The organism is Bacillus jepli (assembly GCF_047238305.1).
Lineage (GTDB): Bacteria > Bacillota > Bacilli > Bacillales > Bacillaceae_L > Ferdinandcohnia.
Map to the genome: position 1 here is coordinate 2,323,330 of NZ_JBDFMO010000001.1, position 26,798 is coordinate 2,350,127.

General features: G+C 37.7%; 25 protein-coding genes, 1 riboswitch and 1 other annotated feature. Of the genes, 12 read left to right on the top strand and 13 right to left on the bottom strand.

What is annotated here, in order from left to right:
- Positions 1-6: 6 nt before the first annotated feature.
- Genes ABC371_RS11955 through ABC371_RS11965 form a run of 3 tightly spaced genes read right to left on the bottom strand, consistent with a single transcriptional unit; the run spans position 7 to position 2,572 of the window.
- Positions 7-816, bottom strand: coding sequence for an ABC transporter permease (locus tag ABC371_RS11955; RefSeq protein ID WP_412896996.1), 810 nt, complete (start codon positions 814-816; stop codon positions 7-9).
- Positions 800-1,573, bottom strand: coding sequence for an ABC transporter ATP-binding protein (locus ABC371_RS11960; protein WP_412896997.1), 774 nt, complete (start codon positions 1,571-1,573; stop codon positions 800-802). The genes ABC371_RS11955 and ABC371_RS11960 overlap by 17 nt, the downstream gene beginning before the upstream one ends.
- 12 nt (positions 1,574-1,585) lie before the next feature.
- On the bottom strand, positions 1,586-2,572 hold the full coding sequence (locus tag ABC371_RS11965; RefSeq protein ID WP_412896998.1) for an ABC transporter substrate-binding protein: 987 nt from the start codon (positions 2,570-2,572) through the stop codon (positions 1,586-1,588).
- Positions 2,573-2,731: 159 nt separating this feature from the next.
- On the opposite strand from ABC371_RS11965, the gene ABC371_RS11970 reads away from it, so the two are divergent.
- Positions 2,732-3,541, top strand: coding sequence for an alpha/beta hydrolase family protein (locus tag ABC371_RS11970; RefSeq protein ID WP_412896999.1), 810 nt, complete (start codon positions 2,732-2,734; stop codon positions 3,539-3,541).
- A gap of 27 nt (positions 3,542-3,568) precedes the next feature.
- Here the strand turns inward: ABC371_RS11970 and pckA are convergent, their stop codons facing one another.
- The gene (gene pckA, locus ABC371_RS11975) at positions 3,569-5,158 is read right to left on the bottom strand and encodes a phosphoenolpyruvate carboxykinase (ATP) (protein ID WP_412897000.1); all 1,590 of its coding nucleotides are present in this window, start codon (positions 5,156-5,158) and stop codon (positions 3,569-3,571) included.
- A 267-nt stretch (positions 5,159-5,425) separates the two neighbouring features.
- Positions 5,426-5,594: riboswitch (SAM riboswitch) on the top strand.
- A gap of 261 nt (positions 5,595-5,855) precedes the next feature.
- Between pckA and metK the strand changes: the two genes are divergently transcribed.
- Entirely contained in the window at positions 5,856-7,055 is a 1,200-nt protein-coding gene (gene metK / locus ABC371_RS11980; RefSeq protein ID WP_412897001.1) for a methionine adenosyltransferase, read from the top strand.
- Positions 7,056-7,098: 43 nt separating this feature from the next.
- Here the strand turns inward: metK and ABC371_RS11985 are convergent, their stop codons facing one another.
- Positions 7,099-7,641, bottom strand: coding sequence for a gamma carbonic anhydrase (locus ABC371_RS11985; RefSeq protein WP_412897002.1), 543 nt, complete (start codon positions 7,639-7,641; stop codon positions 7,099-7,101).
- Between the two features lie 149 nt (positions 7,642-7,790).
- Between ABC371_RS11985 and ABC371_RS11990 the strand changes: the two genes are divergently transcribed.
- Positions 7,791-8,828: a tetraprenyl-beta-curcumene synthase family protein gene (locus ABC371_RS11990; protein WP_412899335.1), complete on the top strand. Its 1,038-nt coding sequence runs from the start codon at positions 7,791-7,793 to the stop codon at positions 8,826-8,828.
- A gap of 19 nt (positions 8,829-8,847) precedes the next feature.
- On the opposite strand, the gene mnmM is transcribed toward ABC371_RS11990, so the two are convergent.
- Together mnmM and mnmL are read right to left on the bottom strand one after the other, a co-directional pair.
- Complete coding sequence (gene mnmM / locus ABC371_RS11995) at positions 8,848-9,420, bottom strand: tRNA 5-(aminomethyl)-2-thiouridylate-methyltransferase MnmM (RefSeq protein ID WP_412897003.1); 573 nt, start codon at positions 9,418-9,420, stop codon at positions 8,848-8,850.
- Positions 9,417-10,379, bottom strand: coding sequence for a tRNA modification radical SAM protein MnmL/YtqA (gene mnmL, locus ABC371_RS12000; protein WP_412897004.1), 963 nt, complete (start codon positions 10,377-10,379; stop codon positions 9,417-9,419). Before mnmL ends, mnmM begins: the two co-directional genes overlap by 4 nt.
- A gap of 253 nt (positions 10,380-10,632) precedes the next feature.
- Here mnmL and ABC371_RS12005 point away from each other — a divergent pair, with 253 nt between their 5' ends.
- The 6 genes from ABC371_RS12005 (at position 10,633) to ABC371_RS12030 (ending at position 16,487) form a co-directional block, all read left to right on the top strand.
- Positions 10,633-10,917, top strand: a complete 285-nt coding sequence (locus ABC371_RS12005; protein ID WP_412897005.1) for a YtzC family protein — start codon at positions 10,633-10,635, stop codon at positions 10,915-10,917.
- Between the two features lie 11 nt (positions 10,918-10,928).
- Positions 10,929-11,090: a glycogen biosynthesis protein GlgD gene (locus ABC371_RS12010; protein ID WP_412897006.1), complete on the top strand. Its 162-nt coding sequence runs from the start codon at positions 10,929-10,931 to the stop codon at positions 11,088-11,090.
- Positions 11,091-11,412: 322 nt separating this feature from the next.
- A complete protein-coding gene (locus tag ABC371_RS12015; RefSeq protein ID WP_412897007.1) occupies positions 11,413-12,603 on the top strand; it encodes an MDR family MFS transporter in 1,191 nt (396 codons plus the stop codon).
- A 92-nt stretch (positions 12,604-12,695) separates the two neighbouring features.
- Complete coding sequence (locus ABC371_RS12020) at positions 12,696-14,069, top strand: sigma-54 interaction domain-containing protein (protein WP_412897008.1); 1,374 nt, start codon at positions 12,696-12,698, stop codon at positions 14,067-14,069.
- Positions 14,070-14,375: 306 nt separating this feature from the next.
- The gene (locus ABC371_RS12025; protein WP_412897009.1) at positions 14,376-15,695 is read left to right on the top strand and encodes a GntP family permease; all 1,320 of its coding nucleotides are present in this window, start codon (positions 14,376-14,378) and stop codon (positions 15,693-15,695) included.
- Positions 15,696-15,710: 15 nt separating this feature from the next.
- Positions 15,711-16,487: a 3-hydroxybutyrate dehydrogenase gene (locus tag ABC371_RS12030; RefSeq protein WP_412897010.1), complete on the top strand. Its 777-nt coding sequence runs from the start codon at positions 15,711-15,713 to the stop codon at positions 16,485-16,487.
- 20 nt (positions 16,488-16,507) lie between these two features.
- Here the strand turns inward: ABC371_RS12030 and ABC371_RS12035 are convergent, their stop codons facing one another.
- From ABC371_RS12035 to ABC371_RS12055, 5 genes are read right to left on the bottom strand one after another with little or no spacing between them, the layout of a single operon-like run.
- On the bottom strand, positions 16,508-17,224 hold the full coding sequence (locus ABC371_RS12035; RefSeq protein ID WP_412897011.1) for an ABC transporter ATP-binding protein: 717 nt from the start codon (positions 17,222-17,224) through the stop codon (positions 16,508-16,510).
- Positions 17,225-17,229: 5 nt separating this feature from the next.
- Entirely contained in the window at positions 17,230-18,180 is a 951-nt protein-coding gene (locus tag ABC371_RS12040; RefSeq protein ID WP_412897012.1) for an ABC transporter permease subunit, read from the bottom strand.
- Positions 18,181-18,202: 22 nt separating this feature from the next.
- A complete protein-coding gene (locus ABC371_RS12045; RefSeq protein WP_412897013.1) occupies positions 18,203-18,676 on the bottom strand; it encodes a nitrous oxide reductase accessory protein NosL in 474 nt (157 codons plus the stop codon).
- Positions 18,666-20,036: a right-handed parallel beta-helix repeat-containing protein gene (locus ABC371_RS12050; protein WP_412897014.1), complete on the bottom strand. Its 1,371-nt coding sequence runs from the start codon at positions 20,034-20,036 to the stop codon at positions 18,666-18,668. The genes ABC371_RS12045 and ABC371_RS12050 overlap by 11 nt, the downstream gene beginning before the upstream one ends.
- Before the next feature lie 54 nt (positions 20,037-20,090).
- The gene (locus tag ABC371_RS12055; protein ID WP_412897015.1) at positions 20,091-21,152 is read right to left on the bottom strand and encodes a multicopper oxidase domain-containing protein; all 1,062 of its coding nucleotides are present in this window, start codon (positions 21,150-21,152) and stop codon (positions 20,091-20,093) included.
- A gap of 409 nt (positions 21,153-21,561) precedes the next feature.
- Positions 21,562-21,787 (top strand) — a binding site (T-box leader).
- A gap of 60 nt (positions 21,788-21,847) precedes the next feature.
- Between ABC371_RS12055 and leuS the strand changes: the two genes are divergently transcribed.
- The gene (leuS, locus tag ABC371_RS12060; RefSeq protein WP_412897016.1) at positions 21,848-24,265 is read left to right on the top strand and encodes a leucine--tRNA ligase; all 2,418 of its coding nucleotides are present in this window, start codon (positions 21,848-21,850) and stop codon (positions 24,263-24,265) included.
- 68 nt (positions 24,266-24,333) lie between these two features.
- On the opposite strand, the gene ABC371_RS12065 is transcribed toward leuS, so the two are convergent.
- Positions 24,334-25,383, bottom strand: a complete 1,050-nt coding sequence (locus tag ABC371_RS12065) for a M42 family metallopeptidase (protein WP_412897017.1) — start codon at positions 25,381-25,383, stop codon at positions 24,334-24,336.
- A gap of 378 nt (positions 25,384-25,761) precedes the next feature.
- On the opposite strand from ABC371_RS12065, the gene ABC371_RS12070 reads away from it, so the two are divergent.
- Both ABC371_RS12070 and ABC371_RS12075 read left to right on the top strand, forming a co-directional pair.
- Positions 25,762-26,064, top strand: coding sequence for a rhodanese-like domain-containing protein (locus tag ABC371_RS12070; protein ID WP_412897018.1), 303 nt, complete (start codon positions 25,762-25,764; stop codon positions 26,062-26,064).
- A gap of 171 nt (positions 26,065-26,235) precedes the next feature.
- Entirely contained in the window at positions 26,236-26,766 is a 531-nt protein-coding gene (locus ABC371_RS12075; protein ID WP_412897019.1) for a hypothetical protein, read from the top strand.
- Positions 26,767-26,798 lie beyond the last annotated feature (32 nt).

The window sequence follows — 26,798 nt, forward strand, 5'->3', positions numbered from 1 at the left end:
GAGCTCTTATTTGGAGTCCTTAATTAATTTTTTTTCAAGGTACTCGACGCCTTGGTACATGAGTGTTGCACAAATTGCGATTAATAATAAGCTTAGGAAAATTAAGGTGAAATTGAACACCTGGAATCCGTAGATAATTAGATAGCCTAAGCCCTGTTTTGAAACAAGGAATTCCCCAACGATGACTCCAACCCAAGATAACCCGACATTCACCTTTAATGTTGAGATAATCGCCGGAAAGGACGAGGGAAGTATGACATTGCGGAAAATTTGCTTCCGATTCGCTCCAAACGTTAACAAGACTTTAATATAGTTATAATCCACTTCTTTAAACGACGTGTAGACGACAATCGTGGTGATAATGATGGATATAATGGCTCCCATCGCGATGATTGAGATATAGCCAGTTCCTAATGCTACAATTAAGATAGGGCCGAGTGCAACCTTTGGCATTGCATTAAGCACAACTAGGTATGGGTCAAGAATGTTTGATAGACGTTCAGACCACCATAAGATCGCCGCAATCAAAGCTCCTAAGAGGGTTCCTAAAATAAACCCAAGAACTGTTTCAAACAATGTTACTGCAAGGTTATTAAACAATGTCCCATCATTCATTTTCTCTAAAAAGAGCGTCCAAATTTTAGATGGGCGACTAAAGATTAAAGGATCAATCCAATGATATCGACTCGCAATTTCCCATATACCGAAAAAAACGAGAAAAATTAGAAGTTGATAAAACCGAACCACTTTTTTCTCTGTTTTTATGTTTTGTAAGTAATGTTGATGGAGTTCTTTAATGTTAAGATGTTGTTTCAAGTTTATCTAACTCCTCCCATATTTGCTGGAAAATGTTCGAATACTCTGGGTGCTGTCTTGCATCGAATGGAGTCTCATTCCGTAAGTTTTCTGGGATATCAAATACTCTTGCAATTTTTCCCGGACTTTTCGACAGGAGATAAATTCGGTCACTCATCGCAATGGCTTCTCCGATATCATGTGTGACAAGGACGGCTGTTTTGCGATATTCCTTGAGTGTATCAGAAACGAGATCTTCTAATTTTAGCTTCGTTTGAAAATCTAATGCGGAGAAGGGTTCATCAAGTAGGAGTATTTTTGGATTTGTTGCTAACGTACGAACCAAAGCAGCTCTTTGTCTCATTCCACCCGAAAGCTGGTTTGGATACGCTTTTTCAACCCCTTGTAACCCAATTTCTTCAAGTAGTGCTAATGTGTTTTTTCTCGATTGTTCTGTTTCTTGATTCATGATTTGAAGGCCTACAAGAATGTTCTCCTCAATCGTCTTCCACGGAAACAAGTAATCTTGCTGTAGCATATACCCAATATCAGACTTTGCCTTTTCAATCGTCTTTCCTTCTATCAAAACCTCTCCATATGTTGGTTTTAATAATCCAGCTATAATGGAGAGTAATGTTGTTTTACCACACCCACTAGGTCCGAGGAGGGAGATGAACTCCCCTTCCTCGATTGTGAGTGAAATGTTTTCGAGTGCGGTCGTTGTAGAATCCTTTGTAAAATAAACATGGTGTAGATCTTTTACTGACAAAAAGTTCATAGAGTAACACTCCTATTTGGAAATTACTTTTTCAGCAATACTTGTGTTAACAAGTGTGTTGTAATCAATTCTCTTCGGTAATTCACCAGCCTCATCCATGATGTCCTGTAGGTTATTCCAAGCTTCTTCTGAAAGGACAGGGTTTGTTGCGTAAGAGCCTTGGTTCTTATAACGTTCAATAGAGGATGTGATTAAATCAATTGGTGTATCTGGAAAAAATTCTTGCACGGATTTTGCAATTTCTTCTGGACTATGTGAATCAACCCAGTCTTGCGCCTTATAGACTGCACGTGTGAATTTTTCAACAGCATCGGCATTTTTATCAATAAAGCTTTGCTTTGTCATAAATGTTGTATAGGGTACTTTTCCTGATTGTTCACCGAAGGAAGCCACAATATAGCCACGGCCTTCTTTTTCAAACAAACTAGCAGTTGGTTCAAATAATTGGACAAAGTCGCCTGTACCTGATGCATATGCACTAGAAATATTGGCGAAATCAATGTTTTGAATGAGATTCAAATCGCTATGTGGGTCAATATCGTGCTTCTTTAAAACAAATTCCCCAACCATTTGTGGCATTCCGCCTTTACGTTGACCAAGGAATGTACTATCTTTAAGTTGGTCCCAGCTAAAGTTTTCAATATCTTCTCTTGCCATTAAAAACGTACCGTCTGTTTGTGTCAGAGCTGCGAAGTTAATAACAGGATCGGTTGAACCTTGTGCTTCCACATAAATAGATGTTTCAGAACCAACTAAGGCAACATCAGCACCGCCAGAAATTAACGCAGTCATGGTTTTATCTCCACCTGGTACGGTTGTTAATTCAATTTCTAAGCCTTCTTCTTCAAAAAATCCTTCTGTAATGGCTACATACTGAGGTGCGTAAAACACAGAACGCGTTACCTCGGCAATTCGGATTTTTTGAACCTGGTCATTATTACAAGCGGCTAATGGAATAATAAGCAGTAAACCAATAAGGCTAGCAAAAAAACGACGCATGTATACATTCCTCCTTGACAGTTGATCTGTCTGCATAAGTACTATCTAAGATAGATTATGAAACGTGATAAAAATGTGTGAATGCCTATTTTTCCTTTTTAGTAAGAAGGGTTTAATAAAATTTTTTTGAAAATAGTGAGGTAGAGAGGGTGGATAAAAATGGTGGATGGCACAATAGTCGAAAAGCAGAGATTTCCGTCTCCTAACCCTAAAATTAATCTTTATTTAATTACATATTTGAGCAAAGGATTGAAAATAAAAGGGTATCTTGCTGAACCAAAGGAAGAAGGGATGTATGACGGTTTTTTATATTTGCGTGGTGGGATTAAAAATGTTGGAAAGGTCCGAATTGGTCGGATTATTCAATTTGCCTCAGAAGGCTTTGTGGTGATGGCTCCTTTTTATCGTGGAAATCAAGGGGGAGAAGGGAACGAAGATTTCGCCGGACATGATCGATATGATGCTTTCTCTGCGGTTAAAGTGTTGGAGGGACATGAAAAAGTGAATCCAACGCGAATACATGTCTTTGGTTTCTCTCGTGGTGGAGTGATGGCCTTACTAACGGCAATCCATCAGCCACAAATTTGTTCGGTTGTTTCATGGGGAGGCGTAAGTGATTTAAGCTTAACGTACGTGGAGCGTACCGATATGCGGAGAATGATGAAGCGGGTCATTGGAGGAACTCCAACTAAATATCCAGATCGATACAAGTGGAGAACCCCCTTATATGAAATTGAAAAACTTGAAGCTCCATTGCTTATTATTCATGGTGAAAAAGATGAAAATGTATCTGTTGAACACGCATATCGACTTGAAAAAAGAGTAAGAGAGCTAGGGAAACAGGTAGAAAGCTGGTATTTCTCACAATACGATCATTATTTTCCGCCGCATGAAAATAGGGAAACGGTGAGGAGATTAACGGAATGGATGAAAACAAGGGAGCCGAAAACCAAAAAGCTCGAGGGGTGATTTTCCTCGAGCTTTTAAACTTTGTAATTAGATTCTAGGTCCACCCAATAATTCGATTTCCTTTGAAACATTGGAGAACTTTTTAAAGTTTTCTTTGAACTTTACTGCTAATTCTTTTGCTTTTACATAGTACGTACTTTGGTCTGCCCATGTTTTTGCAGGCTGTAGCACATCATCAGGAACACCTGGAATGTGAATTGGAATTTCTAATCCGAAAATATCATTTTTCACGGTTTCCGCATGAGTAAGTTCACCTTCTAATGCTGCTTGAACCATTGCACGTGTATAGGAGAGCTTCATGCGGCTTCCTACTCCGTACTCTCCACCAGTCCATCCGGTATTCACTAAAAATACTTGAACATTGTGCTCATCAATCTTTTTTCCTAGCATTTCTGCATACTCAGTTGCAGCAAGTGGAAGGAAAGGAGATCCAAAGCAAGTTGAAAATGTTGCCTCTGGTGCAGTAACTCCGCGTTCTGTTCCTGCGAGCTTGCTTGTGTATCCACTTAGGAAATGGTACATGGCTTGTTCTTTTGTTAGTTTACTTATTGGAGGAAGCACACCGAAAGCATCTGCTGTTAAAAATACAATTGTATTTGGGTGTCCTGCAATGCTTGGTACAATAATATTATCGATATTGTCGATTTGGTAAGCAGCTCTTGTATTTTCAGTCAAAGAATTGTCATCATAATCAGCTATTCTTGATTCTTTATCAACAACCACATTTTCTAAAACTGAGCCAAAACGAATCGCATCAAAAATTTGTGGTTCTTTTTCACGTGAAAGATTGATGCATTTTGCATAGCAGCCGCCTTCAATATTAAAGACTCCTGAGCTAGACCAACCATGCTCATCATCTCCAATAAGACGACGATTTGGATCCGCTGAAAGAGTTGTCTTTCCAGTTCCGGATAGACCAAAGAAAAGCGCAACGTCTCCTTCTTGACCAACATTAGCCGAGCAGTGCATGGAAAGGATGTTTTGCTCAGGCAATATATAGTTCATCACTGAGAATATTGATTTTTTAATTTCACCTGCATACTCCGTTCCCCCTATTAAAACTGTTCGTTTTTCGAAGGAAATAATGATAAAGGTTTCAGAACGAGTACCATCGACTTCAGGATCTGCCTTGAAATTTGGTGCACTAATGACTGTGAATTCAGGTTGATGTGTTTTTAAGTCTTCTTCAGTTGGTCGAACAAACAGTTGTTGGGAAAAAAGATTATGCCATGCATATTCGTTTATCACTTGGATTGGCATACGTACTTTTTTATCAGCACCTGCATACCCATTGAATACAAAAATTTCATCTTTTTCTTTCAAATATGAAAGCACTTTTGTGTAAAGGTTTTCAAATGCAGCTTCAGAAATTGGTGTATTTACCTTGCCCCAGTCAATTCTATCTTTCGTAGATGTTTCTTCTACGATGTATTTGTCTTCTGGTGATCTTCCTGTATATTTCCCAGTTGTTGCACATACAGCCCCAGTCGAAGTAAGGATTCCTTCTTGTCTAGCGAGTACTTTCTCAACTAAAATAGGAACAGATAGGTTATGATGTACATTTTTTCCATTCACTAATGCTACTAGCTGCTCATTTGAAACTTCAACTGAATTCATGTAAAACCATCCTTTACCTTTTTTTATATAATCAAAATTTACAATTAGTATAACACATTAACGAAAATAGTCTATACTATTTACGTATTTTACGTAACATATCTTTAAAAAGTGCGTACAGATTTAAAAATAGTCCGATATAATTCAAGTGATTGGATATATGTCTGTTTCGAAGAAAAAAGTTGACACATTTCCATAGTATTTTTTTCTAGTTTTGGTTGACATGAAAAGCATGACTACGTTATGATAATTCATTGAACGGATACTCTCTTATCCCGAGCTGGCGGAGGGACAGGCCCGATGAAACCCGGCAACCATCACTTTTTTACATATCAAGGTTATTTTTGAGAAACCTATACATAAATGTAGGTCTGGTCTCCGTTGATAAAGGTGATAAGGTGCTAACTGAGCAAGGTATGTCCTTGATCGATAAGAGTGAAAGGCGAGAAAAATGATAATACCTTTCCTCAAAATAATGTAGGGAAGGTTTTTTATTTCTTTAATGAGAACAATGTTACTTAAAGCGTTTATATGTGTTCACCACAGATAACTAGTCTATTTTTATACTGTATTAATGGTTGTTAATATAGGATAGAAAATCGTGAAGGTAACAATACTAAGGGAATGAGTACCGTATCAATGATTGTCAGAATTTGAGTATGACTTGATTCTGAATCCGAAAAAGGAGGAAGCGTTTGTGACAACTAGACGCCGTTTATTTACTTCTGAGTCTGTTACGGAAGGACATCCAGATAAAATCTGTGACCAAATTTCAGATTCTATTTTAGATGCCATCTTAGCAAATGATGCAAATGCACGCGTAGCGTGTGAAACTTCTGTTACAACAGGTCTTGTACTTGTTGCGGGAGAAATTACAACCTCTACATATGTAGATATCCCAAAGATTGTCCGTGAAACGATTAAAGAGATTGGTTATACTCGCGCAAAATACGGATTTGACTACGCAACATGTGCTGTTTTAACATCAATTGATGAGCAATCTCCAGACATTGCGATGGGGGTTGACCAAGCTTTAGAGTCTCGTGAAGGTCAAATGACAGACGAGCAAATTGAAGCGATTGGTGCAGGGGACCAAGGCTTAATGTTCGGTTATGCATGTAATGAAACAAAAGAGTTAATGCCTTTACCAATTTCGTTAGCTCATAAGCTATCACGCCGTTTAACGAAAGTTCGTAAGGATGAGATTCTTCCCTATTTACGTCCCGATGGAAAGACTCAGGTAACAGTAGAGTATGATGAGAATAACAATCCTGTCCGTATCGACACAATTGTGATTTCAACACAGCATCATCCGGAAATCTCATTAGAACAAATTCAGCGAAATCTTAAAGAACATGTAATCAATCCAGTTGTTCCAAGTGAACTCATTGATGAAAATACAAAATACTTTATTAACCCAACTGGCCGATTTGTAATTGGTGGCCCTCAAGGGGATGCTGGTTTAACTGGTCGTAAAATTATTGTAGATACGTATGGTGGTTATGCACGCCATGGCGGTGGTGCATTCTCAGGTAAGGATCCAACTAAGGTTGACCGTTCTGCTGCATATGCTGCACGTTATGTTGCAAAAAACCTTGTGGCAGCTGGATTAGCTGATAAATGTGAAGTTCAGCTTGCATACGCAATCGGTGTTGCTCAGCCAGTTTCTATTGCTGTTGATACTTTCGGAACAGGAACAGTATCTGAGGATGTTCTTGTAGAATTGGTACGTAATAATTTTGATTTGCGTCCAGCCGGTATTATTAAAATGTTGGATCTTCGTCGTCCAATATATAAACAAACGGCTGCATATGGTCACTTTGGTAGAAACGATCTTGATTTACCATGGGAGCGTACGGATAAAGCAGAAGCTCTTAAGGCACAAGCTGCAAAATAAGAATTGAAAAAGCTCGCCGATTTGGCGAGCTTTTTGTTCGTACCTATTTTTCACTGTCTAGCTCCAGGCGCTTTTCTTTTTGTACTTGTTTATAATGCTGCCCCTTTTCAACATATTCACGGCGTATTCTAGCCATGTCTTTTTTATCCTCATCGTTTAGTTCACGAATCACCTTAGCAGGTCTTCCGAAGGCAAGAGTGTTGGGCGGGATTTTTTTACCTTGTGGAACGAGGCTTCCAGCACCAATAAATGCACCTTCACCGATTTCAGCACCATCAAGAATAATCGAACCCATCCCAATTAGAGCATTTTTACGAATAATTGAGCTATGGAGGATAACCTGATGTCCAATTGTGACATCATCTTCAACGATTAAGGGGTTATTGGGGCTTTGATGTAAGGTAGAATTGTCCTGGATGCTCACTCTTTTTCCAATAACTGTCGGTGCTACGTCACCTCGAATTACGGTATTAAACCATATATTTGTTTCCTCACCGATTTTAACGTCCCCGGTAACTGTTGCATAGTCCGCAATGAATGCAGATTCCGCAATTTCAGGATATTTCCCTTTGTATAGATAAATCATAATAGGTACCCCCACTTAATTGTTTGATATTCGCTGAAATATCATTTAATGTAAGTGTATCAACTTTCACAAGTATCGTAAATCAACATATATTCGATCTATCTAAATTTGAGGTGATATCTTTGGTACCAACACAACCAATTAGTTTAATGAAGAAAGTGTATCGTGAGGTATTTCCAATTGTCCATCGTGAATTAGCTGTTTGGAAAAAGAAAGCAGAGGAGATTCCAAATGAGGAGCTTCGGAAGCAAGCATTGGCAAGTATTCAAACAAAAACCTTTCACTGTGAAGGTGGGTCTATCCTCGCATTATTAGCAGAAGAAAAAATGGACGAATGCATCCGGTTTATTGTTGCTTATCAAACAATTAGTGACTATTTGGATAATCTATGTGATCGCAGTACCTCATTAGACCCTGTCGACTTTCGTTCGCTTCATGATTCCATGCCAGATGCATTACGGCCAGGGCAACCAACAACAAATTATTATCAGTATCGCGATGAACAGGATGATGGTGGCTATTTACAAAGCCTAGTCTTAACCTGTCAGGAAGTTCTTCAAAACATCAACCATTATGATAAAATCTCTACTTATTTACAGGAGTTAGCAGCCTATTATTGTGATCTGCAAATACATAAGCATGTAAGAGTAGAAGAGCGTGTACCAAGACTTGAAAACTGGTTTAAAAGTCATAAGGATCATCTCCCAGGTATGGAATGGTATGAATTTTCAGCATGCTCAGGCTCAACACTAGGCATTTTTTGTTTAGTGGCTTATGCGTTTCATGAGGAATTCAACCAAGAAATTGCCGTTAAAGTTCGAAATGGATATTTTCCTTATATACAAGGTCTTCACATCCTTCTTGATTATTTCATCGACCAAGAAGAGGACCGTCAAGGCGGGGACTTGAATTTCTGTTTTTACTATCCACATGAGAATGAACTTGTGGCTCGTCTTAAGCATTTTATTATTGAAGCAGATAAGCATACAGCCGGATTGCCAAATGAGAAATTCCATCGAATGATTAATCGAGGATTATTGGGTCTCTATTTATCAGATGAAAAGGTACGAACACAGAGAAATGTTTTAAAAATTGCAAAGAAAATCATTAGACTTGGTGGGAAGACGTCGTTTTTCTTTTACGTGAATGGACGGGCTTACCGCAGGCTACAACATGTAATTGGATAAAAAAAGATAGAGCGAGGCTCTATCTTTTTTCGATAGCGATAATAAACGGCGGATTATTCATTTGATTCATAAAACGATACATTAAAACATGTGCACGTTGTTGATCAAGTGTTGAACAGTACTCTAAAAGGCGATCTCGCTCGACTGCTCCTTCTTCGTGACCGTGATACACCACAAGGACAATAATACCCTCAGGCTTCATAAGAGTAAGTAATTGCTCTATCGATTCAATCGTAGAATCGGGCTTTGTAACAATTTCCTTATTTCCACCCGGAAGATAGCCCAAATTAAAGACGGCACCAGTAATTTTACCATGAGCCTCTGTCGGTATTGTTGTTAAAAGTTGATTATGGCTTTTATGAAACAGGATAACACGATTGAGTAAATCCTGCTCATGCAGTCGGGAAGTTGTACTTTCGATTGCTTCTCTTTGTATATCAAAGCCGAAAACATGTCCATTATCCCCAACTAATGACGCTAACATAGCGGTGTCATGCCCATTTCCGATCGTTGCATCAACGGCATAATCGCCTTCTTTAACTGCAAGTGTTAGTAAATTCCGTGCAAATGGAAGAATGCGGTCTATTTTCATAACACTTCAACAACCTTTTTATAATATTTCCCTTGATAGCTATCTCGACGCTTCAGTTCAGCATCAATTGTGTTCAAGACTTCCCATTTATTTACACTCCACATCGGTCCTACCATTAAATCAATTGGACCGTCCCCTGTTATGCGATGAACAATCATTTCTGGGGGTAAAATTTCAAGTTGGTCACAAACTAATTGTACATATTCATCAAAAGAGAGAAATTTCAAAAGTCCTTTTTCATATTGCTTGACCATCGGTGTTCCTTTTAATAAATGTAGCAAATGAATTTTTATTCCTTGTACATCGAGTTTTGCAACCTGGTTTGCTGTTTCCATCATCATCTCTGGCGTTTCCTGTGGGAGCCCATTAATAATATGGGAGCAAATCTGAATATTGTGCTTACGAAGCTTATTGACCCCATCAACATAGCATTGGAAGTCGTGAGCACGATTGATAAGCTGGGCCGTTTTTTCGTGAACAGTCTGTAAGCCAAGCTCGACCCAAAGATAAGTCCGTTCATTTAGCTCTGCTAAATATTCGACAACATCATCCGGAAGGCAATCAGGTCTTGTTGCAATCGAAATGCCAACAACCCCTTCTTGATTCAAAACAGGTTCGAATCGTTCACGTAATACCTCTACAGGTGCGTGAGTGTTCGTGAAGGCTTGGAAATACGCCATGTATTTACCGTCCTTCCATTTTTTATGCATTCTATTTTTTATTGTATGAAACTGTGTAAGAATATCATCCGCACGATTTCCAGCAAAATCACCAGATCCCGAAACACTACAAAACGTACATCCACCGTGCGCCACTGTACCATCTCGATTTGGGCAATCAAACCCTCCATCTAGTGCAACTTTAAATACCTTATGTCCAAATGTATTTCGTAAGTGATAATTCCATGTATGATATCGTTTATTATCTGTTGAATATGGAAAAGGGTTAACCTGGGGCATTTGTTTGCCACTCCTAACTAAGTAAAAATACCTACGTTAAAGTTTACCATGGAGACTTTTAGGAACTCAAATGAAAAAAATTCAACAGTTTAAAGATTTAGAACGCTACATCCTGTGGCGACGTCTTTGTGACCCACCTCGTGTGGGCCTCATAAATTGGAAATAACTTATTTGAGAGAAGAAATTAAGGATGAACACACTATAAAGGAGAAAGCTTTCGTTTTTCTCATTTTGGAATTTAGGAGGGGGAAGTATGGCTACTCGACAATCTGTTGAGGCGTTTTTACAACGCTGTGAGGATTCTCTTCGTAATGCCCAAGAACAAATCACCACTGCTAGAAGACAAGAAGCTTATAATGTAACAGAGTATACCAATGCACAAATGCAATTGGAGGAAGTCACAAACGAATTAGCAAAACTAGCTCAGAGCTGTAATGAGCAGCAACGCGAGCAATTACACCGAATGAGACTCCAATTGCAGCAACTCCAAAATGATATGACTTTAGATGCCAATATCATTCAAGAGTATAAGATGTAGGGGATGAGATTATGAAAAAACGTTCCGATCAAAACAATCCTGAGCAAAAAACGAAAAATGGGGTAAATAGCAATGATGTGGAATTCGGACAGGATTTTGATCCTGTGAAGAAATCAAAGCAAAATTACCTTAAAAAAGGGCAACCGATAAAATCAAAGCAACGCCCTGAATAAACGTTCAACCGACAAGTGATATTTGCTTGTCGGTTTTTTATGCTATTCGTCATTATTTCGTTTTCATCATCAGAGTTTCTCCGTTACTCTGTCCTTGCGTAACAGGTCATGTTGAAAATTTCCAAGCATGTACCGTGACATCGTTTTTGCGTTACACGCTCGCCCCAAATTCACCTAAGCCTGTACCACAACCTGGTTCTACTGTACCCCTTAATCTTACTTGTCCTTTTATCGGAATACTTTTTTAAATTGATTATAGGTATGGAAAGGAATAAAATTTATTTTGGTATGTGAAGGCAAAAGGAAAAAAGGAGGTGCCCGTATGCCGAGAGCACTTTGGATGATCATCATTGGAATGGTGATTAATGTAACTGGTTCATCTTTTTTATGGCCGTTAAACGCGATTTATATTCATGGCCATCTAGGAAAGTCTCTATCTGTAGCAGGACTTGTGTTAATGGTGAATGCGGGTGCGACCGTAATCGGAAATTTAGTAGGTGGCGTCCTATTTGATAAAATTGGTGGCTACAAATCGATTTTAACAGGAATCCTTATTTCATTAGTGGCTCTTACAGGATTAACCTTCTTTCATGGGTGGCCACATTATGTTATTTTTCTTACCATCATTGGCCTAGGTACGGGGATGGTGTTTCCAGCCATGTTCGCGATGGCAGGGGCAGTTTGGCCAGAAGGTGGAAGAAAGTCATTTAATGCAGTCTATATCGCGCAGAACCTCGGAGTAGCGATAGGCTCAGGTCTTGGTGGATTTGTAGCTTCCTACTCGTTTGATTATATTTTTATGGCAAATACATTAATGTATGTCTTGTTCTTCCTGGTAGCATTATTCGGTTATCGTGGAATACATGCTGAAAAAGGAAAGCAAACAAGTATCCTTGAACAATCTAAAACAGTTAAAAACCGTTCGAAATTAACTGCTTTATTGATTCTTTGTATCGGTTATGTTTTATGTTGGGTGGCCTATGTGCAATGGCAGGCTACAATTTCAAGCTATACACAGGACATTGGCATTACATTAAAACAATATAGTTTATTATGGACAGTAAATGGTGGATTAATTGTCCTCGGACAGCCGTTACTGAACATGGCGATAAAAACCATTGCAAAATCCTTGAAAAAACAAATTATCCTTGGAATTCTTATTTTTATCTGTTCGTTTCTACTTGTCTCGACGGCCGACTCATTTAGCGGATTTTTAGTGGCAATGATCATTTTAACAGTTGGTGAAATGTTTGTTTGGCCTGCTGTTCCAACGATTGCAAATGATCTTGCCCCAAAAGGAAGAGAAGGTTTTTATCAAGGAATTGTGAATAGTACAGCAACCGGTGGCAGAATGATTGGACCTGTCCTAGGTGGAATACTTGTAGATTTATGGGGCATGAGTATGTTATTCACGGTCCTAGCAGTATTATTGTTCGTTTCCATTTTTACGACGGTTATCTATGATAGAAAACTGAAAGAAAAAAGCAATATTGTCTTAAGTGCAAAGGCCTGATACATGGTTTGTATCGGGTCTTTATTTTTTATCCCCTTTAATGAATCGCTATTCAGATGATATGATATTACTTAAGGGGAGAGTGTGGGAAAATGTTTAATCAAGATGATTTAGAATTCAAAAATAAGATTCTAGAAACGATTATTGATACTGCTTATGAATGGATTGTTGTCGTAGATCATCAGGGGAAAATAGTGTATATCAATCACAATTATTGTGAATTTTTAGAGGTCAATCGAGAAGAAGTCATTGGAACACACGTAACAGAGGTTATTGAAAATAGTAGGATGCATATTGTGGTTCAAACTGGGGAAGAGGAGATTGGGAGCCCTCACTATATTAAAGGAAACTATATGATTGCTAATCGGATTCCCATTCATTCAGATAACAAAATTATTGGAGCAGTTGGCGCCGTTATTTTCCGAGATACAAAAGCATTAAATAAAATGAACACTCACATTAAAAGCGTGATGTCACAGCTCCAAACATATATCGAAGATTGGCAGGAGAATAATGGGGCGAAATATACATTAAATGATATCAAGACAGAATCTAGACAAATTCTCGAATTAAAGGAAAAGGTTAAAAATATCGCATCAGGGGATATTTCCGTTCTAATTAGAGGCGAAAGCGGGACTGGAAAGGAATTATTCGCCCATAGTATTCATCAATTAAGTGAGCGAAGTAAAAATCCTTTTATCAAAATTAATTGTGGTGCAATCCCAGAGCATTTGTTGGAATCTGAGCTTTTTGGGTATGAGGAAGGTGCATTTACTGGTGCAAAAAAGGGTGGTAAAAAAGGAAAGTTTGTTCTCGCAGATGGAGGGACCATTTTTTTAGATGAGGTAGGTGATATGCCGTTACATATGCAAATAAAGTTATTGCGCGTACTTCAGGAAAAAGAAGTCGAACCAGTGGGTGCATTAAATCCTATTCCTGTGGATGTTCGAGTGATTGCAGCTACCAATCGACCATTAGAGCAAATGATTGCCGAAAAAAGATTTAGAGAGGATTTATTTTATCGGATCAATGTAATACCATTTACTATTCCTCCATTGCGAGAAAGACCAGAGGATATTATTCCTTTAACAAAGTATTTTATCGAGAGAGCTTCAAAGCGAACTGGAAAGCGTATTACTGCTATAGATGATGAGGTAATGAATATTCTTCATGTCCACCAATGGCCGGGAAATCTTCGTGAACTTGAAAATGTAATTGAAGCTGCTATTCATTTGACAGTTGGAGAAAAGATTGAAATTCATTCATTACCGGATTATTTGGTGAATGATCCAAAATTATTAATCGGTCAAAAATCATTAAAAGAAATACTTGAGGATACTGAAAAACGAGTCCTCATGAAAACTTTGCATAAATACAACAATGATAAGCAACTAGCAGCAAAAGCACTCGGTATTAGTAAATCTAGCATGTACGAAAAACTTAAAAAGCTAAACCTTGATATATAGATTCCAGGTTTCCGGAACGTTATTCCGGTTTTCTGGAATCGTTTTTTTATTCAAAAATACAGGCTTTTATAAGAAACTAATAATCTACTATTCCAGAAACCTGGAATTTTAATAAAAATAAAAAGTAAAATATGGCTATTTTCTGAACTTTCCAAAGTTGGCACGCCACTTGCAACATAGTAAATTGAAATTTTATATAGATGGGTGGTGAAAAATTCTAGAACTATATTAAACCGGAGTAAATTTACGATATGAACAAAGCAGAGAAATGAAAACGGTTACTACTTTAAGTGAGGGGGAAACAGAATGCTCAGTATGATAGGGCTAGTTGGTGGTTTAGCACTTCTTATTTTTTTAACGATGAAGGGGATGAACCTATTAATCGCGGGTCCATTATGTGCCTTGTTTGTTGCGGTGTTAAGCGGACTACCGTTATTTCCACAGTTGGTCGGTGAGGGAGAAGCGAATTTTGTTGGAAATTATATGAGTGGATTCTCAAGCTTCGTTACTTCTTGGTATCTCATGTTCTTATTAGGAGCCATTTTTGGGAAAGTGATGGAGGATAGTGGTGCTGCGGATAGTGTATCAAGGTGGATTGTTGATAAATTAGGGATGAGATTTGCCATTTTTGCAATTGTAATTGCATGTGCTGTTTTAACATATGGAGGGGTGAGTTTATTCGTTGTTGCCTTCTCTGTTTATCCAATGGCTATTAGCTTATTTAAAGAGGCGAATTTACCAAGACGATTTATTCCTGCAACCTTGGCATTCGGTTCTGTTACATTCACTATGACATCTGCAGGATCTCCAGAAATTCAAAACTGGATACCAATCGAATATCTTGGTACATCACCATTAGCAGGATTGGAAGTTAGTATAATCGTAGCTGTATTTATGATGATTTTCGGTGGCTGGTGGTTAAAACGGATGATTTCAAAAGCTGTCGCAAAAGGGGAAACCTTCGTTTCAAGAGAGAATGATCCAATTGTCGAAAATAAAGAACTGCCGCATCCGATTACAGGACTCATTCCGTTGATCGTAGTTCTGATTATTTCGTTTATTTTTCATGACAAACTTGCCCAATCTGCACTTATTATTGCTTTATTAGGTGGGGTTATTTCAACCTATTTATTGAATAGAAAGTATTTTACATCTGTTGGTAAAGCTCTTTCAGAGGGAACGATGGGTGCGTTGATAGCAATTGGTAATACAGCAGCTGTGGTTGGATTTGGTGGAGTTGCAAAGGCAGTACCAGCGTTTCAGGTAGCCGTCGATGCGATGACTAATATTCCAGGAAGCCCATTAATCGGAGGAGCCATTGCAGTTAGTGTGATTGCTGGGATGACAGGCTCGGCCTCAGGTGGTCAGGCAATAGCACTACCACTTTTAGCCCCGCATTACATCGAAACAGGGGTAAATCCAGAAGCCCTTCACAGGGTAGTCGCCATTTCTTCGGGTGCTTTAGATTCACTTCCACATAATGGATATGTTGTAACAACCGTCCGTTCGATTTGTGGAGAGTCACATAAAGATGCATATGGAGCGGTAGGGGCTTTAACCGTTATTGTTCCTACAATCGGACTTATTTTAGCGATTGTTTTATTCTCATTAGGCTTAGGGATTTAGGAGGATATTTATTTTATGGTCAAAAATCAGGTTGTCTTAATTACCGGTGCAGCACGTGGAATCGGTTTTGAAATGGGAAAAACCTTTGCTGAAAATGGCGCACGTGTAGTATTAACCGATATAGATGAAGTAGAGGTGAAAAATTCGGCATTACAGCTTCAAAAATCAGGTTATGATGTAATTGGTTTGCGATGTAATGTCACGAATGAAACAGAAATTAGTAAGATGATCAATGAGACGGTTTCAAGATATGGAAGAATTGATTGTTTAATCAATAATGCAGGGCTACAACACGTGTCACCAATTGAAGAATTTCCAAAGGAAAAATATGAACTGCTATTATCTGTTATGCTAACCGCCCCATTTGTTGCCATTAAGCATGTATTTCCGATTATGAAACAGCAGAAATTTGGGCGGATTATTAATATGGCATCCATTAATGGGTTGATCGGATTTGCTGGAAAAGCTGCTTATAATAGTGCAAAACATGGTGTCATTGGGTTAACGAAGGTTGCGGCATTAGAGGGAGCTGAGCATGGGATTACAGTGAACGCTGTCTGCCCAGGATATGTGGATACTCCACTTGTACGAAATCAATTAGCCGATTTAGCAAAAACGAGAAATGTTGATTTGGAAAAGGTTTTAGAAGAGGTAATTTATCCGCTTGTACCGCAAAAACGATTGCTAGCAGTGGATGAGATTGCGAATTATGTACTATTTTTAGCAAGTGAGCATGCAAAAGGAATAACAGGTCAGGCCTGTGTAATCGATGGAGGTTATACGGCTCAATAATGTATCCAAAACTACCGGAATCAAATTGAAACCGGTAGTTTTGTGTTTTGTTCATGTAGTAATAGAAAGATATCCTCTAGGCTACAACATTCAAAATGATCATATAGCTCTTCGAGGTTTCCTTTTCCACATATGTTGCCTTTGAATAACAAGAGGACCTCGTCAGCAATATCAACAATGTCTCTCATAATATGACTGCTCAAAATGACTGTTTTTCCCTGTTCTTTAAGTTCATTTATGATTTGCTTGAAAATAATAACCCAATATGGATCCAACCCATTTGTTGGCTCATCTAAAATATATATATCTGCATCTGCAAGTAAACACTGGGCTAGATTAACACGTTGTGACATCCCTTTTGAAAAGGAGCCCACTTTCTGATTTCGTTCATTCCAGAGACCTACTTTTTTAATGGCATCATTTATTTTATTTTTTGTTGAACCTAAGAAACTCCCATAATAACTTAGTATCTCAACAGGAGTTTGTTCTTTAGGGAACACCATTTGATCGGGCATATATCCAAATGCCTTCTTCGTAGTTGTATGAAAAATTACCGTACCAGTAGATGGTTTTTCGATTCCAGTTAAAATTTTAATAATCGTGCTTTTACCTGCACCATTTCCCCCGCATAAAACAATACAAGAACCTTTATTCACATCAAAACTAGAATTTTGAAGCACCTGTTTCTTTTTATATTGTTTTGAAATACCGTTAACCTCAAGAATCGCTTTTTTCATTTAAATCATCCCTTCCTTTTCATAATTTGATTAGAAAAGAGTATGTTTAGCCCTAATATAATCAGTATTGAAAGTAAGAGGTATAGAGTTAAAAGATTTGCGGTATTTGAGTCCTGTAATATTAAATATTCAGGTCCAAAGATGTATCCAGCTTGCAGACGGCTGATTGCCCAGATACGAATAGATTCAATTGGATTGACCAGGATTAAAGCTAGTAACCCTTTTAGTTTATAGGCATAAGGAATGAAATCAATCACTGAAAAAATGAGAAATTCGTATATAAACAGGACAAAGCTCCAAAAAAAGAAGGAAAATGATAAGCCTTGCATTCTTGTAGTACTCAATGAGCCAATAACAAGTGATGCTCCAGTAAAAACAAGAATGAGTAACAGATGTAAAAGAATAAATAATGAATAAATGTTTGCCTCAAATGTATGCCCTGAGATTGCTAAGATGAGTCCTCCGATCCCATAAGAAAGGCCAAGTGAGATGGTTAGAGAAACGGTTAAAGCGACAAATTTACTAATAAGATAATAGGTATAGGGAATCTGGTATGTCTTGTAAAGGGCGAGTCTACCGTTTTCTTTATCAGAAACAATTGATGTAACCCCTAAAATTAAACAAATGATAGGTAAGATCCACAACGCTAGATTCATCAGCATAGCGATCGCGCGGTTATAGCCAACTTGTATATCTTCGGTGGTTATGTCTTTTTCAATTGGTTTAAGCCCAAAATAAGATGGATCCAGACCAAGTCCAGGTTTCATAATCGTATTGCTTACCGAATCAATTCCATAAGTAACCTCGCTAGGATTTGTACTTAGGGACTGAATGCCATAAAAATATAGTAAAGATGCCAGCAGCATAAATAGTACAGTGAAACTTAGTAACCATTTGCTTCTTACCAATAGAATTAACTCATATTTTATCATTTTAAGAAGAACAGCTATCTTCATTGACTATACCTCCATTCTTCCATTAATGATGATGCGATTCACTCATATTCTTCTTGAAGCCTTTCACATCTTGCTGTAATAGTAGATCTTTTGAATAAATGTCACCATCATTATTTTCTAGCCACTCTTTTGCAGCTGATTCAGACGAAAATGCAATCAACCCATAACTCATTGGTGTTTCTATTTCGGCTGACTGCACAAAAACTGCTGTGTCGAGTTCAATCCATTCTTTTGAATGATGATCATGCACATATCCTATTTCTATTTTGTCTTGATTTTCTTGAATATAAGTAATCATGCAACCAATATCATCAAATTTATTTGGTGTTCCATCTTTATCAATTGTTTGAGCAGAAGCTTGTTCATCTTGAATTCCCATATTACAGGTTGAACAGGAATCAACATTAATTTGAATTTCAGCGGGTTCCAAATTATCATTTCCACATGCTCCAAGTATAAAAATCGATAGAATTGCGACAAGTACCTTAGATTTCATTGTTGCTCCTCCTTGTTTTCCATAGGATTAAACCACTACCTGAAACAAAAAATACTAATAAAGAAATTTGAAATGAATCGTAGTGTGACTTTTTATCTTCACTGATTTTACTCGAACCTATTTCTGTATTACCTAACGATATGGGTACCGTTTTCGTTAGTGGATGTTCATCAACAATATAATGACTTGTCGGTATTGGTGTGAATTGTTCAATTCGATTCCACAAATATACAGAAGGACTTTGGAAGAATATCTGTAACAGTGGTTCATCGGCAGTCATATTGAAGAAAATATCCCCGCTTTTATAAGGAAAATCAATAAATAAGTCACCGTTCAAGTTAATTAAACGTTGGTCGTCCCAATAATTTCCATACCCATCTTTAGTAAATGAATTGGTGTTTTCCGGTCTTGATATTACTTGTTTTGTATTTTTTAAAAAATTATTAAATGTAATAACATTATCAGTAGTATCCTTTGCAAGATCAAAGCCAATGTCATTTTGGATAACAGCATTGAATTCTACGGTATTTCGCTTTGCATTTTCAAAATAAATACCTTTAAAATTCTCTTTCATCACATTTGCTTTTATTACCGAATCAAACGTGTCAAAGATAAACATTCCAGCACCATCAATTGTTGTGTTTGAATGTAAAAAATTTCCTGTAATATATAATTCATCACTTTGCATGATCATTAAACCATTATGGCTATTTTTGATTTCATTTTTTGCAATTGTTACAGTTTTTGAGTCCATGGTGTGAACGCCATATCTAGCATATTCAATGAGATTATTGCTGACTTCACAATAATCTGAGAAAGAAACATAGACACCATCCTGTAGATTATGAAAATAGTTACCACTAACTTTTGTATAGGGGGCATCTACTAAATAGACACCAAATCCTTTATGAGTCTTTTCACCGGCACGACTCGTGATAGTATTATTTTCAATCACGTTTCCATAGCCGTCCTTAATGTAAACACCATGAAACACGTTTTTTATTATATTATTGAGTACTTGAGTATGGTTTGCTTTTATATAGATTCCGGCATTTTGAGAACCTCCGCCTTCTATCTGGAGGTTTTCTATTACGACATTTTCCGCTTCAATTGTTATTGGATATCCGCTCGAAGGTCCCTTTATAATGGCTCCAGATTTACCTCGAAGTGAGATAGAATTACGAATTACAAACTCACCTTCATAGGTTCCTTCTTCAAGAATAATGGTATCTCCCGATTGTGAATACCGGATAGCCTCCTCAAGTTCGCTTGAAGAAGTAACTGATACTCCATCAGCAAAAATATTTTTTTGTCCCAATAACAATAAGAAGAGGAGAAAGAATAGCACTTTTCTCCTCATATTCATGATCACCTCGTTTATTAAGGAATTCACTCTGCGCTATAGGATACCAAATTAATGTCCGCCAACGGCACTTCCGTCATCTGTTCCATCTTCAGTCACCTTTAAGTAAGCAACCGCACCTTTTGTAGCGTGGTTAAATTGGTGAGTGACAATTGAAAAGGTTCCTTCTTTCACAACTGTGAATTCTACAACTGCACCTCCACTTGCAGGAAGCATAACTGTTTGTAGACCTTCCATATGATTGTATGGGTTACCGTCGATATACACATCATCAAATATTGTACCTACTACGTGGAATGAACTTACTTCATTTGGACCAACATTATTTACATAAAGTCTTACACGGTCGCCAACTTTAGCAAGTAGTGGTGTTTCTTTTAATGAGAAAGTATCGCCATTTGTATTCAAGTCTCCTTCTTTAAGAGCTTTTGTTGAGAAAACAACTTGGCTAGGTACTCCGTTTGTCATGTCATCTAAATCATTGTATTTATACCATTCGTTTTGGATGATGAGGTATTCTCTATCAATCTCATTATCTGTTGGATAACCATTTTTCGGTTTTACAATAATCGTTCCATGCATCCCATTTGCGATATGTGAAAGAACTGGTGAGGTTCCACAGTGATACATGAAAACTCCTGGTTTATTAGCAGGGTAAGAAAATGATCCTGACTCATCAGGCATGACATCAATAAAGTCTTTTGAAGGTGATGCATGCACCGCATGGAAGTCCATACTATGTGGAATCGCTGGATCCATGTTTTTTAGAGTAAAGTTAATAGTGTCACCTTCATTTACTACTACGACAGGTCCGGGTGCTTCACCATTAAAGGTCCAAGCCTTATACATATAACCTTTGTCAATTTCAATGTCCGTAATCTGTGCAGTCATTTCGACGTTTACAACATTTTCAGAAACTCTTTCAATTTTTAATGGAGTAGGTTCTTGGTTTAGGTCTTTGTGTGGGGCGATAATATCTACGGCTTTTGTTTCTGGAGCAGTTGTTTGAGCCTCCACCTTTTTTTCTAATGCCACGTCTTGCTTTCCACAACCAGATAAAACAATTGAAGTTCCAACCAAAGATGCGAGTAACCATTTCACTTTCTTGTTCATAACTTTTACCCCCTTGAACTTGGTTATTATTTTTAGTAATTGATTGCTTTCTACACCTTTATCATATTCAGAGAGTGGACCCCCAAGAGTGATATAAATCACGAATTTGATGGTTATCTGTGTACAGTTTGTGAAATGGTGAACATATAAACAACTTTCCAATAGTGGTAAGGGTTTAAACGCTCTCAAAATATGATTTTTAGTCAATAATCCTTCACAATTTGGGGCTGTTTTCACATAGTACTGGTCATCTTATTTTTAGAAGAAAAGTGAGTTAATCTGAAAAATAAACCTTCCATGTTTAGGAAAGAATAAAGTGGGTATAATGTTGGGGGAAAAGCCCAATTTTTCCTATTTTACTTGCAGTTCTTTCGCAAATTCTATACAATACTGAGTATAATTAAAAATTAATGAAGCGTTGAAAAGGAGTAGTAATGTTCTATACACGTTTTAGAGAGTTGACGGGTGGTGCAAGTCAATCGTTGATGAACATGAACTCGCCTTAGAGCAATAAGCATGAAGAGTATACTAGTGCTTATCGTATGGTCCGCGTTAAGGATAAATGAAGTGAGTGCACAGTTTGTCACTAATGTGGGTGGTACCGCGGGAAGAATACATATCCTCTCGTCCCTTTTTGGGATTAGAGGTTTTTTGTTTTTTAGAGGTTTTTTAGGATTATTTAAGGAGGAAGTCTTATGAGTTTTAATCACCAAAAGATTGAAAAAAAATGGCAGCAGCATTGGGAACAGAACAAAACATTTAAGACAACTGAAGACAAAGGTAAGCGTAAATTTTATGCGCTAGACATGTTTCCATATCCATCTGGTGCTGGACTACATGTAGGTCACCCAGAAGGTTATACTGCTACTGATATTTTAGCAAGAATGAAGAGAATGCAGGGGTACAATGTTCTACACCCAATGGGTTGGGATGCATTCGGGTTACCTGCTGAACAATATGCATTAGATACCGGTAATGACCCTGCTGAATTCACCGAAAAAAATATCAATACCTTCCGTCGTCAAATTAAAGAACTCGGATTTTCATATGATTGGGATCGTGAAATTAACACAACAGATCCTAACTATTATAAATGGACTCAATGGATTTTCACTAAGCTTTATGAAAAAGGATTAGCATATGTTGATGAAATTCCTGTTAACTGGTGTCCAGCATTAGGAACAGTACTTGCTAATGAAGAAGTCATCGATGGAAAAAGTGAACGTGGAGGCCATCCTGTAGAAAGACGTCCAATGAGACAATGGGTGTTAAGAATTACAGCATATGCAGAGCGTTTACTAGAAGACTTAGAAGAACTAGACTGGCCCGAAAGCTTAAAAGAAATGCAGCGCAACTGGATTGGTCGTTCTGAGGGAGCACATGTAACTTTCAACATTGATGGACATGATGAAACATTTACTGTTTTCACAACTCGTCCGGATACTCTATTTGGTGCTACTTACGCAGTACTTGCTCCTGAGCACCCATTTGTGGATAAGATTACTACACCTGAACAAAAAGAAGCAGTTACTGCTTATATAAATAAAATTAAGAGTAAGAGTGATCTTGAGCGTACTGATTTAGCAAAAGACAAAACGGGCGTATTCACAGGTGCATATGCCATCAACCCTGTAAACCAAGAAAAAATGCCAATCTGGATTGCGGATTATGTCCTAATGAGTTATGGAACAGGTGCAATCATGGCGGTTCCTGCCCATGATGAGCGTGACTATGAATTTGCTGTGAAATTTGAATTGCCGATTAAAGAAGTAGTAGCTGGTGGAGATGTTACTAAAGAAGCATATACTGGCGACGGTGAACATGTAAATTCAGATTTTCTTAATGGTTTAAATAAAGAAGAAGCCATTACTAAAATGATTTCATGGCTAGAGGAAAACAAGATTGGTAAGAAGGAAATTACCTACAAGCTACGCGATTGGTTATTTAGCCGCCAACGTTATTGGGGTGAACCAATTCCAATCATTCAATGGGAAGATGGAACAATGACAACTGTTCCAGAGGAAGAACTTCCACTTATGCTTCCAAAAACGAAGGAAATCAAACCTTCTGGAACAGGTGAATCACCACTAGCGAATATTACCGAATGGGTAAATGTGGTTGATGAGAAGACCGGCAAAAAAGGCCGACGCGAAACGAACACCATGCCACAATGGGCAGGTAGCTGCTGGTACTATTTACGTTATATTGATCCACATAATGAAGAAGCTCTAGCAGATCCGGAAAAATTAAAAGAATGGTTACCAGTTGATATTTACATCGGTGGAGCCGAGCATGCAGTGCTACACTTGCTATATGCAAGATTCTGGCACAAAGTTCTTTATGATATTGGCGTTGTTTCAACGAAAGAACCATTCCAAAAGCTTTTCAACCAAGGGATGATTCTTGGTGAAGGTAACGAAAAAATGAGTAAGTCAAAAGGAAATGTTGTAAATCCTGATGATATTATTGAATCACACGGTGCTGATACGCTTCGTTTGTATGAAATGTTCATGGGACCATTAGATGCTTCAATCGCTTGGTCAACAAACGGACTTGATGGTTCTCGACGATTCCTAGATCGAATTTGGCGTTTATTCGTTGATGACAATGGAAGCATATCATCAAAAGTAAAAGCTGACTCAAATGATACTTCACTTGAACGTGTGTATCACCAAACAGTGAAGAAGGTAACAGAGGATTACGAAGCATTACACTTTAATACTGCGATTTCACAATTAATGGTTTTCATTAATGAAGCATACAAAGCATCTGAATTACCGAAGCCATTTATTGAAGGATTTGTAAAACTTCTTTCTCCAGTTGCTCCACATCTTGCCGAAGAGCTTTGGGAGAAGTTAGGTAATACAGGCTCAATTGCTTATGAATCATGGCCAGCATTTGATGAAGCAAAATTAGTGGAAGCTGAAATTGAGATTGTTATTCAAGTGAATGGAAAAGTAAAAGCGAAGCTTCATGTTCCAGCGGATGCTTCTAAAGAAGTACTTGAGCAAATTGCGATGGGTGCAGACCCAATCAAAGAACAAATTGAAGGCAAAACAGTCCGTAAGGTAATTGCGGTACCTGGAAAGCTTGTGAATATTGTAGCGAATTAAAAATAAAGCCCTCCATGTGGAGGGCTTTATTTTTGTAACAGGATGCCTGAGGTTTCATCCGGATACGCTTATTCAACCATTTCGGATTGTAGATAATGATAAATCAATTTTGTTGTGTTTTCGATTGAGTCCTTATGTGTGCGCTCAAATGCGTGAGAAGAGTCAATTCCAGGACCGATTAATCCGTGGATAATATCATGTCCGGAACGAATCGCTGCAGAAGCATCAGATCCATAGTAAGGATAGATGTCTAGCTTATAGCCAATCTCATGTTTTTCAGCAAGCTGGACTAGCTTTTTACGGAATGCGTAGTGATATGGACCACTTGCATCTTTCACACAAATGGAAACTGTATATTCATCTGTTGATTGACCATCACCCATTGCACCCATATCCACAGCTAAATATTCAACAGTTTCAGGGGTGATATTAGAATTTCCGCCATATCCAATTTCCTCGTTATTTGAAATTAAAAAATGGGTTGTATATGGAAGTTCAATGTTTTCAGCCTTGATTTGTTTAATCAGTTGCAGCAGAATGCCAACACTTGCTTTATCATCTAAGTGACGAGATTTGATATAACCTTTAGGTGTAACCTCAAATCGTGGGTCAAAGGAAACAAAGTCCCCAACCTCAATACCAAGTGCTCGAACCTCATCTGCACTTTTTACTTTTTCATCAATACGGACTTCCATATTATCTTGATTACGCTCAGCCTTTCCAGCATCTTTATAGACATGTACGGATTGCTGATGCATCAGGATTGTACCCGTATAGAATTTTCCTGTGGAAGTCTCAATGCGGCAATATTCACCTTCGATGGAGTTATATTTAAAACCACCGATGAGATCAAGCTTTAATCGACCGCTTGGTTTGATTTCCTTTACGATAGCTCCTAATGTGTCAACATGGGCAGTGAGCATACGATGTTTTTGTGTATCCTTTCCAGGAAGTGTAGCGATGAGACCGCCTTTGCGATTTCTGTATGTATCCACATTTGCTTCTGTTAGAAGTTTTTCAACAAAAGTTATCACTTCATTGGTGTTCCCAGATGGACTTGGAATCGAAACAAGTTCCTTTATGAATTGAATTGTTTCATCAGTATTTGGATAAGTCAACTTAATTTCCCCCTATAATCAAATGCGCCTTGGCGTATTTGCGCCCGATTTTTTTAGGCCCACACGAGGTGGGTCACAAAGACGTTGCCACAGGACGTGGCGTTTTTAGTCTTTGATCCTTTGATCGAAAAATTTCCTTTGAAAAATCGTGGCATCCGCCGGAGGCTCTAACTTTATTCAGCTTTATTAAACCCCTACAAAATTCTTATTACATTCTCACACATAATTAAATTTTGGGACTTTTGCTGAATAAAGTTCAGCTAGTTTCATCATACTCTTTTTTATATCCAAATTCTAGTTTGACAAAACGTGGAAAATTGTATTCTTTATTTCCACTTTGATATAATGGTCGAGACGATTTTTGAAAGGATGGGACCTATGATTGAAGAAATCACAACAGAAGAACTAAAACAAAAGCTTGAGAATGGTGAAAAATTAGAGCTAGTCGATGTCCGAGAGGATGAAGAAGTAGCAGAGGGTATGATTCCGGGTGCTAAGCATATAAAAATGGGGGAAATTCCAGAAAACCTAGGGTATTTTGATAAGGACACAGAATACATTATCATTTGCCGCTCAGGTGGAAGAAGCTTCAACGTCTGTGCCTATCTAGATGACCAAGGCTACAAAGTCCGAAACATGGTAGGTGGCATGATGAATTGGACTGGTGAAATTAAACGATAAAACAGGTTCTGATACATATCTAGCGTGGATTCTACTGTGAATTCACGCTTTTGTTTTGGTGGAAAATAAACAAAACAATAATATTGTATTTAAAAGTAATAAAAATTTATTGAAAAACAATAAAACCTCCATTAAAATCAAATTAATTACTATTTTTTAAAGGAGGAAAATATGACGCTTTTTTTAATGGTCGGTATATTGTTAATCATTTTAGTGGGGATAAATCGTAATAAACTGGTAAATAGTAATAGTCTTAATAATCGTCTAGTAAAAAAACTATCAAGTTATGAGTGGTTCCAAAACCCTTGGCTTAGTGGGTTATTTTTATTTGTGTTAAATGCATTTCTATTTGGTTCAACTTTACTAATCCTTTTTTTACTGGGTTTTTTAACAATTCCTTATCTTCATTTATTGATTATGTTTGGGGCTGTCCTTGTAAGCTTAGTAGTCTGGATTATTTTACTAAATGCTTGGACTGGTGATAAGAAGGGACGGATTTTAAGAGGATTTATCGGAAGTAGCTTTTATTTGCTACTAACGATTGTTTTTACCTATTTGATTGTAACACTTGAACCAGAATTCCCAGGAGACGATACATTCATGGCATTTATCGGTCTTGTTATGGCTATTACAGTAGCGTTGGTAGCTTTCGTAACCTGCTTTTTATTTACAGGGGTGTTTGAAAGAAAGGAAGTGCATTAATTTTTCATTATATGCAACCTTTCACTTCCTTT

What these genes read in the sequence shown, in the direction of transcription:
- ABC371_RS11960 (WP_412896997.1), bottom strand. Translation starts at nt 1,573, where the DNA reads ATGAACTTTTTGTCAGTAAAAGATCTACACCATGTTTATTTTACAAAG.
- ABC371_RS11965 (WP_412896998.1), bottom strand. Translation starts at nt 2,572, where the DNA reads ATGCGTCGTTTTTTTGCTAGCCTTATTGGTTTACTGCTTATTATTCCA.
- ABC371_RS11970 (WP_412896999.1), top strand. Translation starts at nt 2,732, where the DNA reads ATGGTGGATGGCACAATAGTCGAAAAGCAGAGATTTCCGTCTCCTAAC.
- pckA (WP_412897000.1), bottom strand. Translation starts at nt 5,158, where the DNA reads ATGAATTCAGTTGAAGTTTCAAATGAGCAGCTAGTAGCATTAGTGAAT.
- ABC371_RS11985 (WP_412897002.1), bottom strand. Translation starts at nt 7,641, where the DNA reads ATGATTTATCTATACAAAGGGAAATATCCTGAAATTGCGGAATCTGCA.
- ABC371_RS11990 (WP_412899335.1), top strand. Translation starts at nt 7,791, where the DNA reads ATGAAGAAAGTGTATCGTGAGGTATTTCCAATTGTCCATCGTGAATTA.
- mnmM (WP_412897003.1), bottom strand. Translation starts at nt 9,420, where the DNA reads ATGAAAATAGACCGCATTCTTCCATTTGCACGGAATTTACTAACACTT.
- mnmL (WP_412897004.1), bottom strand. Translation starts at nt 10,379, where the DNA reads ATGCCCCAGGTTAACCCTTTTCCATATTCAACAGATAATAAACGATAT.
- ABC371_RS12005 (WP_412897005.1), top strand. Translation starts at nt 10,633, where the DNA reads ATGGCTACTCGACAATCTGTTGAGGCGTTTTTACAACGCTGTGAGGAT.
- ABC371_RS12010 (WP_412897006.1), top strand. Translation starts at nt 10,929, where the DNA reads ATGAAAAAACGTTCCGATCAAAACAATCCTGAGCAAAAAACGAAAAAT.
- ABC371_RS12015 (WP_412897007.1), top strand. Translation starts at nt 11,413, where the DNA reads ATGCCGAGAGCACTTTGGATGATCATCATTGGAATGGTGATTAATGTA.
- ABC371_RS12020 (WP_412897008.1), top strand. Translation starts at nt 12,696, where the DNA reads ATGTTTAATCAAGATGATTTAGAATTCAAAAATAAGATTCTAGAAACG.
- ABC371_RS12025 (WP_412897009.1), top strand. Translation starts at nt 14,376, where the DNA reads ATGCTCAGTATGATAGGGCTAGTTGGTGGTTTAGCACTTCTTATTTTT.
- ABC371_RS12030 (WP_412897010.1), top strand. Translation starts at nt 15,711, where the DNA reads ATGGTCAAAAATCAGGTTGTCTTAATTACCGGTGCAGCACGTGGAATC.
- ABC371_RS12035 (WP_412897011.1), bottom strand. Translation starts at nt 17,224, where the DNA reads ATGAAAAAAGCGATTCTTGAGGTTAACGGTATTTCAAAACAATATAAA.
- ABC371_RS12040 (WP_412897012.1), bottom strand. Translation starts at nt 18,180, where the DNA reads ATGAAGATAGCTGTTCTTCTTAAAATGATAAAATATGAGTTAATTCTA.
- ABC371_RS12045 (WP_412897013.1), bottom strand. Translation starts at nt 18,676, where the DNA reads ATGAAATCTAAGGTACTTGTCGCAATTCTATCGATTTTTATACTTGGA.
- ABC371_RS12050 (WP_412897014.1), bottom strand. Translation starts at nt 20,036, where the DNA reads ATGAGGAGAAAAGTGCTATTCTTTCTCCTCTTCTTATTGTTATTGGGA.
- ABC371_RS12055 (WP_412897015.1), bottom strand. Translation starts at nt 21,152, where the DNA reads ATGAACAAGAAAGTGAAATGGTTACTCGCATCTTTGGTTGGAACTTCA.
- leuS (WP_412897016.1), top strand. Translation starts at nt 21,848, where the DNA reads ATGAGTTTTAATCACCAAAAGATTGAAAAAAAATGGCAGCAGCATTGG.
- ABC371_RS12070 (WP_412897018.1), top strand. Translation starts at nt 25,762, where the DNA reads ATGATTGAAGAAATCACAACAGAAGAACTAAAACAAAAGCTTGAGAAT.
- ABC371_RS12075 (WP_412897019.1), top strand. Translation starts at nt 26,236, where the DNA reads ATGACGCTTTTTTTAATGGTCGGTATATTGTTAATCATTTTAGTGGGG.